Annotated in this window: 14 protein-coding genes and 3 pseudogenes; 7 read left to right on the forward strand and 10 right to left on the reverse strand. The window is 68.4% G+C overall.

The genetic code is table 11. The annotated features are described in order from the left end of the window. Positions 1–467: 467 nt before the first annotated feature. From ABTX18_RS00005 to tap, 6 genes and pseudogenes are all read right to left on the reverse strand, one after another. The gene (locus ABTX18_RS00005) at positions 468–824 is read right to left on the reverse strand and encodes a hypothetical protein (RefSeq protein WP_352120421.1); all 357 of its coding nucleotides are present in this window, start codon (positions 822–824) and stop codon (positions 468–470) included. Between the two features lie 673 nt (positions 825–1,497). Continuing rightward, positions 1,498–3,249 carry a cellulase family glycosylhydrolase gene (locus ABTX18_RS00010; RefSeq protein WP_352120422.1) on the reverse strand — a complete coding sequence of 584 codons (1,752 nt, stop codon included), beginning with the start codon at positions 3,247–3,249 and terminating at the stop codon, positions 1,498–1,500. A gap of 367 nt (positions 3,250–3,616) precedes the next feature. Beyond that, positions 3,617–4,273: an SMI1/KNR4 family protein gene (locus ABTX18_RS00015; protein WP_352120423.1), complete on the reverse strand. Its 657-nt coding sequence runs from the start codon at positions 4,271–4,273 to the stop codon at positions 3,617–3,619. A gap of 138 nt (positions 4,274–4,411) precedes the next feature. After that, positions 4,412–4,889 (reverse strand): annotated as a pseudogene (locus ABTX18_RS00020) (transposase); the annotation flags it as partial. Between the two features lie 154 nt (positions 4,890–5,043). Beyond that, complete coding sequence (gene tpg / locus ABTX18_RS00025; RefSeq protein WP_352120424.1) at positions 5,044–5,598, reverse strand: telomere-protecting terminal protein Tpg; 555 nt, start codon at positions 5,596–5,598, stop codon at positions 5,044–5,046. A gap of 10 nt (positions 5,599–5,608) precedes the next feature. Then, a complete protein-coding gene (gene tap, locus ABTX18_RS00030; RefSeq protein ID WP_352120425.1) occupies positions 5,609–7,762 on the reverse strand; it encodes a telomere-associated protein Tap in 2,154 nt (717 codons plus the stop codon). Positions 7,763–8,175: 413 nt separating this feature from the next. Between tap and ABTX18_RS00035 the strand changes: the two genes are divergently transcribed. Next, positions 8,176–8,325: a hypothetical protein gene (locus ABTX18_RS00035; RefSeq protein ID WP_352120426.1), complete on the forward strand. Its 150-nt coding sequence runs from the start codon at positions 8,176–8,178 to the stop codon at positions 8,323–8,325. An 18-nt stretch (positions 8,326–8,343) separates the two neighbouring features. Here the strand turns inward: ABTX18_RS00035 and ABTX18_RS00040 are convergent, their stop codons facing one another. Then, positions 8,344–9,321 (reverse strand): helix-turn-helix domain-containing protein, encoded by a 978-nt coding sequence (locus ABTX18_RS00040; protein ID WP_352120427.1) that lies wholly within the window; start codon positions 9,319–9,321, stop codon positions 8,344–8,346. A 376-nt stretch (positions 9,322–9,697) separates the two neighbouring features. Between ABTX18_RS00040 and ABTX18_RS00045 the strand changes: the two genes are divergently transcribed. Beyond that, entirely contained in the window at positions 9,698–10,684 is a 987-nt protein-coding gene (locus ABTX18_RS00045) for a S41 family peptidase (RefSeq protein ID WP_352120428.1), read from the forward strand. A 105-nt stretch (positions 10,685–10,789) separates the two neighbouring features. On the opposite strand, the pseudogene ABTX18_RS00050 reads toward ABTX18_RS00045, so the two are convergent. Further along, positions 10,790–11,196: pseudogene (locus ABTX18_RS00050) on the reverse strand (transposase); the annotation flags it as partial. Positions 11,197–11,245: 49 nt separating this feature from the next. Between ABTX18_RS00050 and ABTX18_RS00055 the strand changes: the two are divergent. The 4 genes from ABTX18_RS00055 (at position 11,246) to ABTX18_RS00070 (ending at position 14,832) form a co-directional block, all read left to right on the forward strand. Beyond that, complete coding sequence (locus tag ABTX18_RS00055) at positions 11,246–11,917, forward strand: hypothetical protein (RefSeq protein ID WP_352120429.1); 672 nt, start codon at positions 11,246–11,248, stop codon at positions 11,915–11,917. A gap of 663 nt (positions 11,918–12,580) precedes the next feature. After that, a complete protein-coding gene (locus ABTX18_RS00060; RefSeq protein WP_352120430.1) occupies positions 12,581–13,732 on the forward strand; it encodes a serine hydrolase domain-containing protein in 1,152 nt (383 codons plus the stop codon). Positions 13,733–13,735: 3 nt separating this feature from the next. Next, positions 13,736–14,236, forward strand: coding sequence for a COG4315 family predicted lipoprotein (locus ABTX18_RS00065; protein WP_352120431.1), 501 nt, complete (start codon positions 13,736–13,738; stop codon positions 14,234–14,236). Between the two features lie 74 nt (positions 14,237–14,310). Beyond that, positions 14,311–14,832 carry a DUF6529 family protein gene (locus ABTX18_RS00070; protein ID WP_352120432.1) on the forward strand — a complete coding sequence of 174 codons (522 nt, stop codon included), beginning with the start codon at positions 14,311–14,313 and terminating at the stop codon, positions 14,830–14,832. Positions 14,833–15,283: 451 nt separating this feature from the next. On the opposite strand, the pseudogene ABTX18_RS00075 reads toward ABTX18_RS00070, so the two are convergent. Next, positions 15,284–15,385, reverse strand: a pseudogene (locus ABTX18_RS00075) (transcriptional regulator); the annotation flags it as partial. A 220-nt stretch (positions 15,386–15,605) separates the two neighbouring features. Between ABTX18_RS00075 and ABTX18_RS00080 the strand changes: the two are divergent. After that, positions 15,606–16,859, forward strand: coding sequence for a PP2C family protein-serine/threonine phosphatase (locus ABTX18_RS00080; protein WP_352120433.1), 1,254 nt, complete (start codon positions 15,606–15,608; stop codon positions 16,857–16,859). A 197-nt stretch (positions 16,860–17,056) separates the two neighbouring features. On the opposite strand, the gene ABTX18_RS00085 is transcribed toward ABTX18_RS00080, so the two are convergent. After that, entirely contained in the window at positions 17,057–17,416 is a 360-nt protein-coding gene (locus ABTX18_RS00085; RefSeq protein ID WP_352120434.1) for a hypothetical protein, read from the reverse strand. Positions 17,417–17,451 lie beyond the last annotated feature (35 nt).

A 17,451-nucleotide genomic window follows, 5' to 3' on the forward strand; every position in this document is an offset into this window, starting at 1 on the left:
AAACAATGGCTACCCATCGCACAGGCCTACCGAGGCCCCAGCGGAACCGGCCCCAAACCCAACCAAACCACCTAACACAACACCACCCACCACCCCGCCACCCGACTGGCAGGCGGCAGGCGGCCGACTGGCAGGTGGCAGGTGGCAGGTGGCCGACTGGCAGCAGTCAGGTGGCAGGTGGCCGACTGGCAGGTGGCAGGTGGCCGACTGCAGCAGTCGACCGGCGCGCTGGGCCGCACGCTCACCACGGCAACCGGAGGCCGACCGCTAACCGGCTGGTCCACCGACGGCGGCCGCTACGAGGACATCGGGTGTGGCACCAGGCGCACACCACCCTGCTCGAGGCCGTCGCGCGCCACCACCACGCTCCCCTGCTCACCGCCACCGTCGAGCTCGGCGGTGAGCTGGAGCTCCCAGCTCCCCGTAACGGGCGCTTCAGGGCGCGGTCATCCCAGAAGGCTGCGCGGTCAGCGACGCCGGCCGCCGCCGATGCGGCGGTCGTCGGCCAGGGCGGTAAGCGGGCCGAACTCGCAGGCAAGCTGGTTCCATGTCAGAACCTCGCCACAGCGGGCCGGGAACTCCTTCGGGTTGAACTCGGGCATGGTCCAGGTGCCAGTGTCCCGGTCCCGCAGCCACAGATCCCCGTCACCGTCGACCACAGTCGGCGGGACCGGTACGGGCTCGGCCTGATCGGTGGGCTCCCAGGTGACCCGGCCCGGGTGGGAAACGCGGCGCAGCTCGGTGGTGGCCAGCCGCGCGGCCAAGTCACGGGTGGACTCTTCGGCGTCCTTGACCGACGCCAGTCGGAATGCGTCGTCAAGCACGGGCAGGGCTGGATTCTTGCTGCGCTTTGAACTCATACGCTGACTACCTCCGGTGGGGGGCGTCACATCCGTTATGGCACCCCGTAGAGGAACACGCTATCCGAGGCGGGAGCCGGGCCGGCTACAACCACGGTCCAGGTGGAGGCGCCGGCACACGCAACCCGTGGCCGGTAGCGCTCAGATCCAACGGTCCGCTGACCGCCTGTTTCGGATCCCCTGCACCGGCTAGCCTGGCGGCCTGGACTTGGCTGGTGTCGAAGGGCGCCAAGAAGTCTGTGAGAGGGCCTGTCGGGCTTGTGGTGACCGGGTTCGGCCGGGTGTCAGGCCAGACGCGGCGTTCTGCTCGGCGACACCGACCTGGAAGTGGAATGGCGTGACGTTGGCGGCGGGCGATCGCTGAACCGGCCGGGCACCAAAGACCTGATAGGTGGGTTGCCACGGGCGACGCGGCACAGGACCGAACTCGCCGGAGTCCCGCGGCCGGCCCAGCGCCCGGTGGTGCACGTCCCGGCCGTGCTGCAATTCCGGCACCCTGCAGGGCCGCCGGCCCGGCGGTTGTGGCCGGGCCGGCGGGTGCTCCCTGTCCGATACCGCCGGGCCTGGGTTTCCGGGGGGGTGCCGTGGGGCAACCGCGGGGGCGCAACTGATGTCGATTGCCGGGCACCGGCTGTGGTCAGGCTGTGGTGCAGGTCCTGCCGCTGAGGGTGAAGGTGGTCGGGGCAGTATTCGTGGCGCCCCTGTTGGCGATGAAACCGAGAGTGACGGAACCGCCGGCGGTGATGGTGTCGGTGTAGGAGGCGGGGACTACGCTCACGGAGCCGCCTGTCTGGGTGGGGGTACCGCCCCACATGTTGTTGATGGTCTGGCCGTTGGTGAAGGTGAAGCCGAGCTTCCAATTGCTGACAGCGGCGGCGCCGGTGTTGCGGATGGTGATCTCGCTCTGGAAGCCGCTTCCCCAGTCCCCCACCAAGCGGTAGCCGACGGAGCAGGTGCCCGCCGGGGTGCCGGTGGTGGTAACGGTAACGGTGGCCGAGCGGGTGGAGCGGTTGCCGACCGCGTCCTTGGCGTAAACGGCGAAGGTGTAGGCCGTGTTGCCGGACAGCCCTGTGACCGTGGCCCGGTTGGACGCCGAGCCGGCCACCTGCGTCTCGGTGCCGCCGGTGACACGGACGACGTCGTAGCCGGTGACACCCACGTTGTCCGTGGAGGCCGCCCAGCTCAAGGTCGCGGAGGTGGCCGTCACCTCGGAGGCGGTAGGAGTCCCCGGAGCGGTGGGCGCAGTGGTGTCACCGCCGGGATCACCGGGGGTCTGGCTGAGCAGGTGCGCCTTGAACCCCTCACCGTAGGTACTGGTCGGTGTGCCGTTCCAGTCCTCGATGAGCACATTGCCACCGCTGCAACCCCAAGGGTTCCAGGTCCAGGCCGTGTACCCGACCTTGTTGGTGTCCGCCCAGGCCATCACCTGGTCGACGTAGTCATGGGCGCAGGTGTTCTGACCGATCTCGCCGGCCTGGACCGGCACCTGGGCGGCGACCGCTCCGATGTTGCTGTCCCAGCACGAGGTGGTCACGCAGCCGTTGAAGTTGTAGGAGTGCCATGAGGCCATCAGATTGCCGGTGGGGTCGGCCGGCTTGAATTCCAGCCACCGACTCAGGTTGTTCGTCCACTCCAGACCGCCCGACATGATCACGTTGGTGGCACCGGTGGCGCGTACCGCGTTGACGAGGGTCTGCATGCCGGCGACCGGGTAGGTGATCCCGGCGCAGGTGCCGCCGTCACGCAGACAGGTCCATGCGGCCGTGGCGTCGGACCAGTTGTTGGCCGCGTCCGGGTACGGCTCGTTGAACAGGTCGAAGATGACCGCTCCGTTCCCCTTGAACATCGTGGCCACCTCGGACCAGAACGTGGGGGTGTAGCGCGCGTCCGGCATCGGCTTCTGACAGGTGGCCGCGACGTCCGGGCAGCCTCCGCCGGGGCCGGTGTACTCGCCCCAAGTCCAGTGCAGGTCAAGGATCACGTTGATGCCGTTGGCCACCAGGAGGTCTGCGTAGGTCTTGACCGCCTGCTGGTACGCCGCCGCGCTGGGCGCTGTCGGAGGTAAGTTCCCGGTGCCCAGCCAGCACTCCTCGTTCAGCGGGATCCGGACAGTGTTGATCTTCCATGCCTTCATCGCGTCGACGGCCGCCTGGTCCGTCGGTCCGTCGAATACTTCCTTGCCCTGGACACAGCCGAACTCCCCGCCGGACCGGTTGACTCCCAGTGGGCGGAACGTGGAATCGGATCCGGTGACCAGGCGGTTCCCCGACACGTGCAGTGCGGGCGCCGCGGCGACCGCCGATGCCCTGCCGTCTGCGGCGGACCGGCCGGCCGCCGGCGAGGCGACCGCCGAGGCCGGGCCGCCGAATCCGGCCACCGAACCCGCCATAAACACTCCGACAACGCCGAAAGCCCAAAGGGCTCTTCGCATGCTCATCGCACTCTCCCTCAACGCACGTATATGACCGATCACTCCATATGGGACCGCTCGGCGAGAGACCGCCCTCAAAGCGGGTTCCACAGTGGGCAATGCGCCTCTCCCTGGCTGGATGACCTTCGATACTGCGCATAACGCTGTGCCAACGGTCGTGGGAGCGCTCCCATAGGTAGCGAGCGTAGACGCGCCGGGCAACCGGACGGAAGCTCTCTGCAGGACTTGTTTCCGACGTCGAACCCTGAGGCTTCGGAAGCAGGCGGAGGAGGGGGTCGACGAGAGCGGGATGGGGCAATTCAAGTCGTCGGGACCGGCAATGCGTTCACCGCGCCCGCCCGTATTCTGACCAGCCCCAAGGCATGAGTCCACCGGATGCCACGTCGGGGCCGTAGCCGTACCTTCTCCACGGGTTGCGGCCGGCGTCGGGGCCGCCGGGCACGGCGAGCTCGAAGTACTCGTCGAAGCTGCCCGCGCCGAACAGGTCGACGACCTCCTTGTAGTCGCTGGGTAGCCGGGTGCCGAGGTCGGCCTCGATCGCGGGCCAGTCCACGTGCGGCCCGGGTATCGGTTCCCAGCCGGTGACGATGCGCAGCTTCTCGGCCCAGGACGCGCATTGCGGGAAACCGGCAGCCGCCGGGTCCTCGCGGTGGGTGATCACGGCGACAGCCCGCGTGCCGTCCGGGGACAAGACCAGGCCGCACCCGACCCAGCGGTTCCGGTAGCCCCAGCCCCGCATCTCCAGCAATTCCCCAGCCCCGAAGGGCTCAGTCAGCGGCAGGCCGGTGCGTTCGGTGAGCGACGGATCGACGAACCCGTCCGCTGCCAGGTTTCGGTGCTGCCCCGCCCACCGGCCGATTTCCGCGACGAGTTCCTGCAGGTCCGTGCCCTGCGGGGCTTCCAGGACGACGGGTTCATCCAGAGCGGGGGGATTCCCGTTGATGAGGCACCAGACGCTGTCGACGAATGCATTGATTCCCACGGCCCACAGTCAACCCCATGCCACTGACATCCCTGCGGCGGCCAAGCCCGCCGCAGGCACCCCGTCCGGGGCCATCGCCATCGCCCTCCTCAGGCAGCCAGGGTTCCGGTGCCCTCGACAAGGACTCCGCGTTCGAATCGGGCCCCGCGCGCACGAGGTGACGAGGTGGGGTGCGTGCACGGCCCGCCCACCGCTGTTGGGCGGACTCGACGAGCTAGAAGACCATGGCGAGTGCGGCGGCCGCACTGCCGGCGCCCCGGGTGACCTTCGTGCGGAGCCGGACCGTGGCAAAGGCGGACTCGATGGGATGCGTGGTGCGCAGATGGATCCAGTGCTCGGCGGGAAAGTCGTAGAACGCGAGCAGCTCGTCCGTGTCGTCGGTGATCTTCTTGACGGCCTTGCGGAACTTCGCCCCGTAGGTCTTGGCGAACGCGGCGATGACCTTCAGCGCATGCTCGCGGTCTTCGGCGTTGTAGATCTCCCGCAGGGCCTTCTTGGCGCCGGGCTGGGCGGACTTCGGGAAAGCGTTCGCGACGTTGGCGATCTCGTGAACCCAGCACCTCTGATGCCGGGCCTCGGGGAACACCACCTCGGCCAGGGCCTTCCAGAAGCCGATCACTCGGGAGGTTACGTCCTTCGCGTCCGCCCGAGGTCCGATCCACAGGTCTTGAGCATTACTCCCGTACGGTTGCAGCCAGTAGGAGTTCAAAGAGCCTCACGGGCCGGGCGAACCGGCGTCGTGGTTATCTGTTGCCCGAGCGCGGCTTGGACTACAGGTCGAACTCGATGTGCTCAACGTCGGTGAACTCCACAAGGAGTCCGCCTGCCCGTCGGCCGCCGTCTCGGAAGTACGTCTCCTGAAGTCCTTCGGCGGCGATGCGCTGCAGTTGCTGGTCGGTGGCTCCTTGGTCTCGGGCCTCGAAGAGACGTGCGGCGTAGGTGGGCGGGAGGGCAACGGTGAGGTGACGCAGCCGGGCGTCGTCCGTGGAGCCGGGGGCGGCGGTGTAGCCGAAGCGGGCCCGGGTGTCGATAACGATGCCGTGGGTCGTGGCGGCCTTCTGCTTGGCCTGGGCGCGGATCTGCGGCTGCCAGCGCTTGTTGACCTCGCCCTCCAGCCTGGAGGCGAGGTCCTTGCGGGGCGTTTTGATCTGGTTCTTGACATAGCGTTCGACGGTGCGCTGGCTGATGCCGAGCTGCTGCGCTGCGGCTCTGGTGGATCTCAGCTGTCGCACGAGGTAGCGCATGCGGGCGCCGGCCGACTTGGGGGCTGGGCGTGTGAACGTCTTCTGGACGGCTTTGTCGAGACCGTCGGCGAGCTGTCCCATCGGATACTCCCTACTCCCCGTTGTCGGTGCGGGTGACGTGACCGTCCTTGATGTACCGGGCTAGGTTCTCGTCCGGTCCGTGCTGCTCATGGATGCTTTCCGCCCACAGAGTGGTCTGAGTGCCCTCGTGCTTGACCATGCCCGGGCTGACGCCGAGGCGGAAGCCACCCGGCAGCGGCTTGCCGTCCTTGTAGGGGAGGAAGTCGAGGGGGCCGGGGCCGTCGCTGGCGTAGACGGCGCAGTCGGAAAGGATCGCGAGCGGGTACTGGCCGGTGGCGTCGGCGAGTTTGAGCATCTTGCGGTGCATGTTGATACGGGCCTTGGCGATGACGGCGGCGCGGATGTCGGGGCGCCAGGTGGGACGGGACAGGGCCCGCCAGGGCTCCCCCGGTCTCCAGCTCTCGCCGCGCGGGCGTTCGCGGAGTTTGCCGATGCCGCCCTTGACCGTGGCCTTGACCGCAGAAAGGACGGTTGCCATCTGCGGGTCGCGAAGGCGGTGGCCGTCCATGGCCGCCAGGAAGTCAGCTGGGGCCAGGTCGGTGGTGACGCCGAGGTCGGCCATCGTCGCGATGTAGGCGTCACGCAGGCGGGTGTACCAGCCGTCCAGGTAGCGGCCGCTCTCGTAGCGGACGTACGCCTCGAGCGGGGTGACCTGGTAGCCGAGCTCGACGGCGTACGCGACGGTCGGTGTCGCGTACCAGGCCGGTCCGGTCGGTCTGTCGCCCCGGGGGGTAAACGGTGAGGGCAAGCGGTCGTCGAGCTCGATGTGGGAGAGGTCGACGAGCCAGGATCCGGGCAGCTTCGGGTCGAAGTCGGGGTTGCGCAGCTGGGTGGGTGCGCCCAGGCCGACGTTGGTGCCGTTGGCGGCGGCGGCGAAGGCCATGTTGACGTCGATGCCGACCACATAGCGTTGGGTGCATTCCTCGTCGGTGAGCGGGCGGGCCCAGTCGTAGGCCTCTTCCATCAGCATCTCGGCGGGGGTGCGCTGGTGGAAGCGCGGCAGATCGGCCAGGAGCGGGTGCCCGTCGGGTGCCTCGCACGGTGCGCAGTCCACCGGCTCCGTACCGAGAGAGCCGGGATTGTGCTGGCTGTGCCGTTTGCCGGCGTGGTCGGGTTCACTGGCCCGGGTGGGCGGGTGAATTGCGGTCATCAGCTCCAGGCCGGTGACGGCCGTGGACCCGCGGGGGGTGATCACGCGGGTGGCGTAGGTGCCCAGCAGGCGGGCGAGGTCAGGGGCGGGGAGCTGTCCGGCGTCGCCCCAGCTGCGGGTGTCGAGGGCGTTCCAGGACGGGATGCAGAGCTGCACACAGGCACGCTTTCCGCCCTGGGCGGGGCGGTAGATGCGGGCCCAGGGGCCGAAGCCACGGCGGGTGAGCTGCCATTCGGCCCGGGCGAGCTGCTTGATGACCTTGTGGTCTTCCGGGAGCCTCCCGGCGGTGCGTTCCTCATCGCTGAGCCTGACGGGCAGGCCGTAGCGTTCGCACGCGGCGGGGGTGAGCACAATCAGCGGGTCGGCGTCCTTGCCGCTGCCGTTGAGCCGGGCGGCGCCCAACTTCGCCTCGTTCAGCGTCCAGTCGACCAGAGCGGGGACAGACTTGGCGGGCACGTCGAGGACGAGACCGCCCACGCAGTACGCCACGGGGTGTCCATCCTCGACATCGACGACAGCAAGCGGGCCGTTCGCGAACCGCGGATCAGTCTGTGCCGGTGTCATGGGGGCCTTCGCGGCCACCGGGCGGTGTGACTCCGTGCGCGCCGCGCTTCCAGGCGTGGGTGAGGTGCTGGGCCGAGCGGCACCGGCGGCCGGAGCAGGGGACGCCGCGGTGGTGGAACGGGCGGCAGCGGGTGCGGCCGGGGAGGGTGCCTCGACCGCCGGCGTCACCGGTGCGATCGGAGCGGCCGGAGCCGTCTTCGGGGCGGGGGCGACGGGGTACAACTCGGCAAGCTTGTCCAACAGCCGGGCGTATGCCTCGCGTTGCGGAGGACGTGGTTCCGTCTTGCCGTTCTCCCAGGACACGATGGTCGCGCGGCGTACATCCAGCGCCTTGGCAACCTGATCCTGCGTCAGGCCGTGCGCCTTCCGCAGGCGCTCCCGCTCCTCCGGTCCCGGCAAGGGTGCGTGGCCCGCGATGAGGGCGTCAACCGCATCGAACAGTTCAGACATCAGAAGCCTCCCCGATCATGTTCCAAACCTACACTCCACCCCAGCATGAAACTAACATTTACCGTACTTTTCTCGAACTTTGCGCGTGCTTTCAGGCGGGGGCGGTGCCCGTAATCGTTCGACTCGGCCGGGGCCCGCCGAGCCTGCGGGCTCGGGACAGACGTTCGAGGACCTGAGCCGGCACCCCGAGCGACCTGGGCGGGGTCCTGGTCAGCGGCTGCTCATCCCTCGTCCCCGCCGGACTTACATCCCCAGACGGTGAGCATGCCGGGGGTCGGATCCGCTCGAGAGTCTCCCGTTCCTCCGGAGTCAGGTCCCGGCCGTGCGAGGCGGCGAAGATCCATCGTTCCAGCCGCCGAGTCGCCCCGTGGACGTCGTCGTCAGGGGAGAAGGGCTTCCAGCCTGGGGAGCTGGTGCCTCGCGGTCAGCTTCCAGCGGTCCTCGAAGATGCGGCCAACTGGGAGTACCCGGATGACGGCAACTGGATCGGTGCGGTGACCCTGGTGGAGACCGAAGCGGGCAAGAAGATCACCCGTCGTTCTCCCGAGGAGATGGCCGGGTAGACCGCCGTGGCGGGCCTGTCAGACCGCTGCCGCCTGTTGTCGGCCGCCCCACCGGATTCCCCTCTCACTGCGGACACGTGCGCGTTCGCGCCGTTGGGCGGCCAGGATGTCGGGGTGGCGGGCGTTCTGGTTGGGCCAGCGCAGGTATCGCTGCAGCGCCCGTGTCTGCACGGTGTGGTTGGGGTGGTGGGAGTTGGCGAGGGTGAACTGTCGTAGTGGCCCGAAGTGCGCCTCGATCGGGTTCGCCCAGGAGGCGTTGGTCGGCGTGAAGCACAGCTCGACCTTGTTCTTCCGGGCCCACCGGCGGATCTTGCTGCCCTTGTGGGCGGACAGGTTGTCCAGGATTACGTAGATCGGGGCGCCGTCCGGTCGGGCGGCCCGGATCGATTCTGGGCGAAGGAGGGCAAGCCGGATCGGTTGCCGGCGACCTTCCACCGCACCCACGGGGTCACCTACTTCCACGGCTGCTACTCGGTCGGCGACGACACGGCGCTCGGTCAGCGCGTACTCGATCCGGTCCAGCTTGGCGTCGAAGTCCGGGTCGGTGGACTCCTTCCACGTCTTGGTCCGCTGGAACGTGACGCCGCGGCGCGCGAGCAGGCAGCGCAGGGCCTCGCGGCCGATGCGTATCGGACGGGCGGCGTTGCGCCGCAGATGGTCGGCGAGCTTGCGGCCGAGTTTGGTGGGGCGGATGGTGGCCGTCTGGACGACAAACTCCTCGTCGTCATCCGTGAGGAGGCGGGGACGGCCTCCCGCCCACCGAGGGTCCAGGCAGGCCGGCCCGATCTCGTTGAAGCGGTGGATCACATCACGGACAGTGTCCTCGTCCGCCTGCACCAGATTCGCGATCACCGGCACGGTGTTCCCGCCCGCCGAGGCCAGCACCATCATCGCCCGCCGGAAGCGCACCGTGCTGGTGCTGCCCCGCCGCACGATCCGCTGTAGCTTCTGCCCCTCCTGCTCGGTCAGCCTGCGAACCCTGACCGGCTTGGCCATCGCGCCTCCCCTCACTGATCGGACGTGGCGTCACATCCAACCGGCACAAGACCAGTCGGCACCAACGCGGTGATCGTTTCCGGTCAGAGCACTAGCGACAACTGCCTCCCGGCGCCCGGTGCCACTGAACCTCGACCATTTGCCAGTGAAGTTTGACCAGAGATCGCCGGTGCCACCGCGGGTGCGAATGCCGTCTCGTGCGGGCGGTTCTTGGAGGTTGGCCTCGTGCCGCCTGTTTGATCTATAAATGCCTGGAGCGGGGCGCGGGTGGTCCCGCGGTAGAGATCTCTAGCGGGTGGGATCGATCGGGCGTGCATCACCACTATCAGATCAGGAACGTGCCATGAGGGTGCCGACAAGAGGCCGAATATCCAGTTTGACCAAGGCTGCACTCATTTGCGCCGCACTGGCGGTGGCAGGATGCACCGCCGAGGGTGATGTCGAGACGGCAAGCGGGATGACACCGAAGGCAAGCGCCTACCTGACTTCCGCGCTGGATGTGATGGAGAAGCACTCCCTCGTCAAAGCAGACGTGGACTGGCCGAAGGTCCGTCGGGACGCCGTTGCTCACGCGCAGAAAGCACAGGCACCTGCCGAGACCTATGGAGCAATCCGGCAGGCGCTGAGAGACCTAGACGACCGGCACAGCACCTTTTTCGACCCCCAGGAAGCGTCCCAAGCCCTGAACGCGCCGGCTGACGACCTGATGCTCCCCGAAGGCCGCCACCTCGCGGGCGCCATCGGCTATCTGATGCTTCCGCCAGTCCCGTCCGACCGTGTTGCAGCCCCGTACGTCCGCTCGGCACGCTCGACCATCAGCGCGCTCGACGAACAGGGCAGCTGCGGCTGGATCATCGACATGCGGAGCAACAGCGGCGGAGACATGTGGGGGCCGCTCGCCGCCGTGGGGCCTATCCTCGGCGATGGGACCGTCGGCGAAGCTGTCTACGCGGATGGCGAGAAGGATCCATGGACGGTCGAGAACGGCACACCCCGCCAGTACATGGACGAATGGGGCTCCGCTCCGTCTCTCGTACGGCCGATGCCGCCGGTGGCCGTGCTGACCAGCCGGAGGACTGCGAGCGCCGCGGAGGCAGTCACCATCGCGTTCCAAGGCCGGCCCAACACCCGCACGTTCGGGCAGCCGACCGCCGGTGTCCCTACGGCGAACGCCTCGTACCGGCTCTCCGACGGCGCGCTGGTCATCCTGACCGTGGCCCGCGAAGCTGACCGGAACGGGCACCTTTACAACGGGCCCATCGCCCCCGACGTGAATGTCCCGATTACGCAAGGACACGACCAAGTGTTGACGACGGCTACGGACTGGCTCAGAACTCAAGACGGCTGCCGCAAGGCTCCGTGACTACCGGATGCTGGGCCCTGATCCCGGCTTCAGCGCCAGGTGATGCCAATCTCACCGTGCGATCGGAGCGGGATGTCGGGCAGAGGCGGTTCAGGCTCTGCTGCCCCGAGTGAGACGTCTGGTCATGAGGGTGATCGCGGCCCAGGTGATCAAGGTTTTGGAGTGTTGGACAAGTCGTTCATAGTCGCGTACATGTCGGCGGGCGTGCATCATCCAGGCCCATGTTCGTTCGACGACCCAGCGGCGGGTAGCACGATGAACCCGGAGGCGTCCTTGGGACGGCTCACAGTTTTGATCGTGAGGCTGAGGTACTTCTTTGCCCAGGTCACCAGCTTTCCGGCATAGGCGGAGTCCGCCCAGACGATGGTGATCTCGGGATGCATCAGGCGGAGGCGGAACAGGAGTTCCTTGGCGGCGTCGCGGTCGGTGAGCGAGGCCGGGGTGACCATGACCAACAGGGGCAGGCCGCGGGTGTCGACCACCAGGTGCCTTTTGCGGCCGTTGATCTCACGTGTCCGCCAGCCCAAACACCCGCCGCGCGAGTGCGCCGGGTGTGGCCAGGTGCGAGGCCATGCCGGGCTGGGACTGTGCTCGGCCTGCTGGCAGAAGCACCCCGACCGCCCGTTCATCGCCGCCGAGAACCTGGCCGCACGGCTCGACGGCCCGCCACCGTGGCTCGGCGACTTCGCCGGCCACCTCGCCGCCCGGCACTGCCCCAGCCGTGCCTGCACGATGATCAGCGCGCTGGGCCGCCTGCTGCAGGATGACCATCCCAACCACCCCCAGGCCCTTCTGGACCGCGCCCGCCGGCCCGGCCGCCCGATGGGGTCCCTCGCCCGCGCGCTGGAGAACTTCCTCACCCATTGCGGTCTGCCCCTGCCTACCGACCACGCGGACCGGCTCGCGGCCGGACGCCGACGACGCCGCATCGAAGCCGCTCCACCACCCCTGCGACCACAGGTCCAGAAGTTCGCCGCATCACTGCTGCGGGCACGTGAACGCGCCCGGCGGGCCGGCACCCTGCCCCGCACCGACACCACCATCGACGCGGCCCTGGCCATCGTCCGCGACCTCGCGATTTTCCTGGCGGACCAACGTGGCAAGCAGGACTGGGCCCTGGTCGATGTGCGGAGCCCGCGCAAGCGGGATGATCCGCTGTCGTGTTCGGCGGGGGCCTCTGACATCCTCGGGGAGCCGGTTCTCGATGGCCTTGACCCGCTGCTCACCGAGTAGGGCCCGTGCGAAGGGGAAACTCGTCCGCCAATCAGCGAGTTCGCCCGGCGCACGCGCTCCCGAGCCGTGGAGATGCCATTTCAGCACAAAGCGGCAGGTCGAAGGCGTCCTCGTATTGCAACTCTCAGCGGACCGAATAGGCGATTCTCATGTATCTGCATCAGTCGTTCTCATGGCATGTCTGAAGCAATCTCACATCGCCCCTGCGCCGGTAGCTAACGTGCGTCATCTCAAATGACATTGGAATGAGAATCATCTACGGCAGAGACGTGAGAGTCAGCAGGTGCCGTTGAGGACGTGGAGGTCGGGTGTTCCGACGGCGGTCATCCAGGGCCGGGCGGGAATGGCCAGTTGCCGGGTGTGCGAGTGCGGGTGAGCCGCAGCGGACGAAGAATTCTGGCCCGGCCCAGCGAGCCGGGCGTGCGCAGCATGCCGGGCACCGTCGGAGGCTTCGGCTCGGGCTGAGACCTACGGGTCGGCGCTTCGCTGCGCGGGGAGCTCCGTGGGAGCGAGGTGGGGGCACCCCCCGGGTGGATACGGCGATGAGCCACATGGTGGCTGCGCACGCTGTCGAGCAAGCTTCCTTCCTACGGGGCGGATCGCATTACGGGCCTTGCTGCGGGGACGGATGCGAGTCGGCCGATGACTCAACGGGAGGTCGGAATGAAGATGAAGCGCGTGCATCGGGTGCTGGCGACAATGACGACGGCGTTGGCGGTGTTCGCGGCGCCAACCGCCGCGCTCGCCGCGTCGGACACAGCGCATCGCGTCGGTCTGGAGGAAGGGCTGGACGACATCACCTCCACCAGCGCCGTGGGCGCGCTGATGGACGTGCGGGACGAACATGGCGGGTGGCGGGGCACGAGCGGCGTCGCCGAACTGGGCACGACCCAGAAGGTCTCGGCACACGCCCGATTCCGCATAGGCAGCATCACCAAGACGTTCGTTGCGACCGTCACCCTGCAACTCGCGGCCGAAGACCGGCTGGGGCTGGACGACACGGTCGACACCTGGCTACCCGGCGCCCTCCCCAACGGCAACAAGATCACCGTGCGACAGCTGCTCAACCACACAAGTGGAGTGCCCGACTACCGACCCACGCTGCCGATGCCGCCGGCGCCGCAGTTTCTGGACAACCGGCTGAGGACCTGGTCTGCGGCTGATCTGATACAGCGGGCAGTCGTCAACCCGCCAACGTTCGAACCGCCGGGGTCCGACTACGCCTACTCCAACACCGGCTATCTCCTGCTCGGCCAGATCATCGAAAAGGTGACCGGCCGGTCGTACGGCGAGGAGATCGAGCGCCGGATCATCCGGCCCTTGCGGCTGCACGGCACCTCGTTGCCGGGTACGTCTCCCTACATCCGCGGGCCGCACGCGCACGGCTACGTACCGATCCAGCGGGGCTCCGGGGTGCGCCTCGTCGACCTCACCGCGATGAATCCGTCGGTGATGGGCGCTGGAGGCGAGATGATCTCCACGGCCAGGGATCTCAACCGGTTCCTGGCCGCGCTGCTCGGAGGGGACCTGGTGCCGGATCACCTGCTGGACGCTATGAAGGCACCCGGCGTCCACGACAGGAAGTACGGGCTGGGGCTGCAATGGCAGGACACCTCGTGCGGGGTTCGTGTGTACGGCAACGACGGCGATGCCCTGGCCTACCAGTCCTGGTCGTTCTCCACGCAGGACGGGCACCGTCAGGTCACGATCGCCCTCACCCCCGACTTCCGCGGTGATCCCGACGACGCTGTGGACGCGCTTGTGGACAAGGCCTTCTGCGATCGACCTTCACGCGGCGCATCGTGGGGAACGTGACGGGTGACGACAGCGCGCACCGCCATGGCCCCCGCCTGTGCCGCCGCCCTGTTCACCGCCGCCCTGACCGGGTGCTCCGGCAGTACGAGCGATACAGCGGGCGAGGCATACGGCTCCACCCCCAGCGCCTCGCCATCGAAACCGGCCAGCGTCGACACCCATTCCGTGGCCAGGTTCGGCGCCATCCTGGCCGACGAGAAGGGCCGCACCCTCTACCTCTTCCTTGCCGACAAAAGGAACAAGTCAAACTGCACGGGCGACTGTGCCAAAGCCTGGCCTCCGCTGCGCAGCAAGGGGGACGCCAAGGCCGGCAAGGGCGTGACCCAGAAACTGCTCGCCATCACCAAGCGCTCCGGCGGCGACCAGCAGGTCACGTACAACGGCCATCCTTTGTACTACTACGCCGGCGATAAGAAGCCTGGCAGGACGAATGGCCAGGCCCTCGATCAGTTCGGCGCCGAGTGGTACGTCCTGGACGCCAAGGGCAAGCAGGTCGAGAGCTGAGTCGGTGGGCGGCATGAGTTCGCAGCAAGGCGACGCCGACCGCAACGCCTTCGACAACCAGTGCCGTGCTTGTCGTGCTGCTGCCTCTCGCGGTAGCTGTCGGAATCTACCTATTCAGAGCCCACCACACCCCGCGCTACAACAACGCACTCTTCGGGGAGCATGGCAACGCCGCAGTCGAACTCAAGGCCCAACTCAGCACCGCACTGCTCGGCCTCGCCCTCATTCAGCTCGGCCTCGCCCTGTGGATGTACGGCGCCGTTCCCGGTGCCCGCTCCGCGCCCCGACCGGTACGCCGGGGCCACCGCGCTCTCGGGTTCCTCGCCTTCCTCTTCTCGCTGCCGATCGCCCACCACTGTCTTACTACCTACGGGATCGAGACGACGTCCCCGCGGGCCGCGATCCATTCCTTCGCCGGATGCGCCCCTCTACGGTGCATTCGTGGCCAAGGTGATTGTCGTGCGCAGCGGGCGTCTGCCAGGCTGGCTGCTCCCACGGTAGGCACCCTGCTCGTACTCGGTGTGGCCCTCCTCTGGTACACCGCCGCCCTGTGGGCCCTGAACGGAGACTCGGTACCAGGGTTCTCCTCCGTCTGAGGGCGCCCGCTCCGGGCATCACGGTGGCGTTGGGGTGTCCTGTACTGGGCGCGGAGTCCGGAATGGACACTCCCTGCCACAGGGGCTTCGCGTCCGTCCGCGTGACGACGCTCTCCCGCGCCGTGGGCCGACAGTCTCTACATCGGAAGAGGGGGCTCGCCGTCCGGAGCGCCTCGGTGCTGGGGGCGGCAGGCGGAGGCCGGAGAGGCGTTGCGATCGGCTGTGCGGGGACGGCGAGGCAGCTCAGGTTCGACTGGTGCGGGGCAGACCGATCGGGGCGTTGGCGATCCTGGCCGAGCCCGAGATGAGCAGGCCGGCCACAAGACGGGATCCCTACGCACGAGGGGTGATACGGACCTCGTGTCCGTCGCGTCCGCGTGTTCGCCCAGCCTCTTCCCCCGTAACCCTGCAGTACCCATCCAACTGTCCACCTGGGGGTTTGTAGCCTCCCCTTGATCTCCGCCATCAGCGTCTCCCACCACCGTGCCGTGGTGTCGTCGTGGACGTAGAACGCTTTCAGCGGCCACACGGTGCGCTGCGCGGTGGACGGGATACGGGAGATCCCCCACCATTCGCCGAGCACGGTAGATCCGAGATACGCGGTCCGGGCCGGCGGGGTGGAAGACTTGAGGGGATCGCCGTCCTGGCCGGCCCCTCGCCGAGGGCCCGGGTGGGTGTGCCGGTGTCGTGTCTTCGGGGGTCCTGCGGTTCCCGGTGGCGTATGCGTGTGTCAATTCGCGGGCCTGTGGGTCGTGCGTTGGTGGGGGTGGGTCATGGCAGAAGAGGAATATCGGCGGCGGGCCGGGGCCAGCGCTGCGGAGACGGGTGTGACGGCGCCCGGCTTGGCACGGGCGCTGACCGGCCTGCTGGCAGCCAGTCACACGGCGCCCTTCGAGCGGTTGCCCCTCCTTCTCGACAAGGCCGCGAAGGAAGCCGGTGCGGGCGGGGCGCGGCTGTTCGTGGCGGATCTCCAGGAGGAGGTGCTGCGTGAGGTTACCGGCATCGGTCTGAGCGCTGGCAAGGGCGGTGAGGAGTACGCGATCGAGGGCACGCTGCCCGGCCGCACCTATCAGACGGCTGAGGTCACGGCTCCGGCCCGTGGTGGGGCGTGCTGGGTGCCGGTGCGGGACGGTGCTGAACGCCTGGGGGTCCTGCACGTCGATCCCGGTGAGGGGGATTGCGGTAGGCCCGGTGAGGAGGTCATGCGGGCACTGGCGTCGATAGCCGGGCTGTTGCTGACTTCCAAGCGGGCTAACAGCGACTCCCACGCCCGGCTGACCCGCGTCCGGCCGATGGGGATACCGGCGGAACTGCAGTGGAGCATGATGCCGCCGCGGACGTTCTCCGACCGGCGGGTCACGGTCAGTGCCTTCATGGAACCCGCCTACGAGGTGGCCGGAGACGCGTTCGAGTACGCGGTGGCCGAGGACGTCCTGCACCTGGCGGTTTTCGACGCCATGGGCCATGACACGTCCGCCGGCCTGACCGCGGCCCTGGCGATGGCCACCTGCCGCAGCCACCGCCGTGTCGGCGCCACCATCCCCGACGCCAGCGCGGCCATCGAGGACACCCTCATCGAGCAGTTCGGGCACAGCCGCTACGCCACCGGCGTCCTCGCCGACCTCGAACTGGACACCGGCAAATTCAGCTGGGTCAACCGTGGTCACCTGCTGCCGGTACTGATTCGCGGCGGCCGCTGGGCCAGCACGCTGCACTGCCCGCCGGCCGGGCCGATGGGCAGCGGCTTCAACCTGCCGATCCAGCAGAGCACTGAACAGCTGGAGCCCGGCGACCGGCTGCTGCTGTTCACCGACGGCATCACCGAGGCCCGGGGCACCGACGGCCGCGAGTTCGGCGTGGAACGCTTCACAGACTTCATCATCCGCCATCACGCCGACGACCTTCCCGTCGACGAGACCCTGCGCCGTCTCATGCACGCCGTCATGGACTACCACCAGGGACGGCTGGAGGACGACGCCACCGTCCTGTTCTGCGAATGGCACGGCCCGCGCGCCTCGGCAGGGTGAAACAGTGTCCGAACCCAGGGCGCCCTTCAACGCCACCAGGCGGCGAAGGGCGCCCCCCCATCAACCAGATACGGCAATGTCACCAACGGGACGGTCATGGCGTCCGGGCTGAAAGCGGTGGACCGCTGACCACTTGGCTCCACGCCCCGGTACGGGTGCCCGGGGCCCCGCCGGTGTCCGGCGGGCGCGCAACCGTCTCACGCCGCGGCTGGCGGGTTGGCTGCTTCAGCGCCGCGGCGGTACTCGGTGTTGAAGCGCTGAGCTTCCTCGAGCTGGTCCTCGAGGACGATGATGCGGCAGGCGGCCTCGATGGGGGTGCCCTCGTCGACGAGTTCCCGGGCGCGGGCGGCGATGCGGAGCTGGTTCCAGGGCTGCTCGGCGTCCGGGTCGGCGTCGAGGACCCGCGCGGTGTGCGAACTGCTCACGCGCTGGGCGACCTTGACCTCCCGGGCGAATCGCCGGCGGTCGGTGACATCGAGCTCACCGTCGGGGAGCAGAGTCTTCACCGCGGCTGTCGGGCCGTCGCCGCCGGCGTGCCCCAGGTAGATCCTGCCCATGCCTCCCTTGCCAGCCGGGCGTGCAGCCGGTACGG

It is taken from the genome of Streptomyces sp. NPDC096323 (genome assembly GCF_040302845.1).
In the GTDB taxonomy this organism is placed as follows: domain Bacteria; phylum Actinomycetota; class Actinomycetes; order Streptomycetales; family Streptomycetaceae; genus Streptomyces.

Bases quoted from the DNA above. Each gene is read 5' to 3' on its own strand.
- ABTX18_RS00010 (WP_352120422.1), bottom strand. From the start codon at position 3,249: ATGGCGGGTTCGGTGGCCGGATTCGGCGGCCCGGCCTCGGCGGTCGCC.
- tpg (WP_352120424.1), bottom strand. From the start codon at position 5,598: ATGGGACAGCTCGCCGACGGTCTCGACAAAGCCGTCCAGAAGACGTTC.
- tap (WP_352120425.1), bottom strand. From the start codon at position 7,762: ATGTCTGAACTGTTCGATGCGGTTGACGCCCTCATCGCGGGCCACGCA.
- ABTX18_RS00040 (WP_352120427.1), bottom strand. From the start codon at position 9,321: ATGGCCAAGCCGGTCAGGGTTCGCAGGCTGACCGAGCAGGAGGGGCAG.
- ABTX18_RS00060 (WP_352120430.1), top strand. From the start codon at position 12,581: ATGAAGATGAAGCGCGTGCATCGGGTGCTGGCGACAATGACGACGGCG.
- ABTX18_RS00080 (WP_352120433.1), top strand. From the start codon at position 15,606: ATGGCAGAAGAGGAATATCGGCGGCGGGCCGGGGCCAGCGCTGCGGAG.
- ABTX18_RS00085 (WP_352120434.1), bottom strand. From the start codon at position 17,416: ATGGGCAGGATCTACCTGGGGCACGCCGGCGGCGACGGCCCGACAGCC.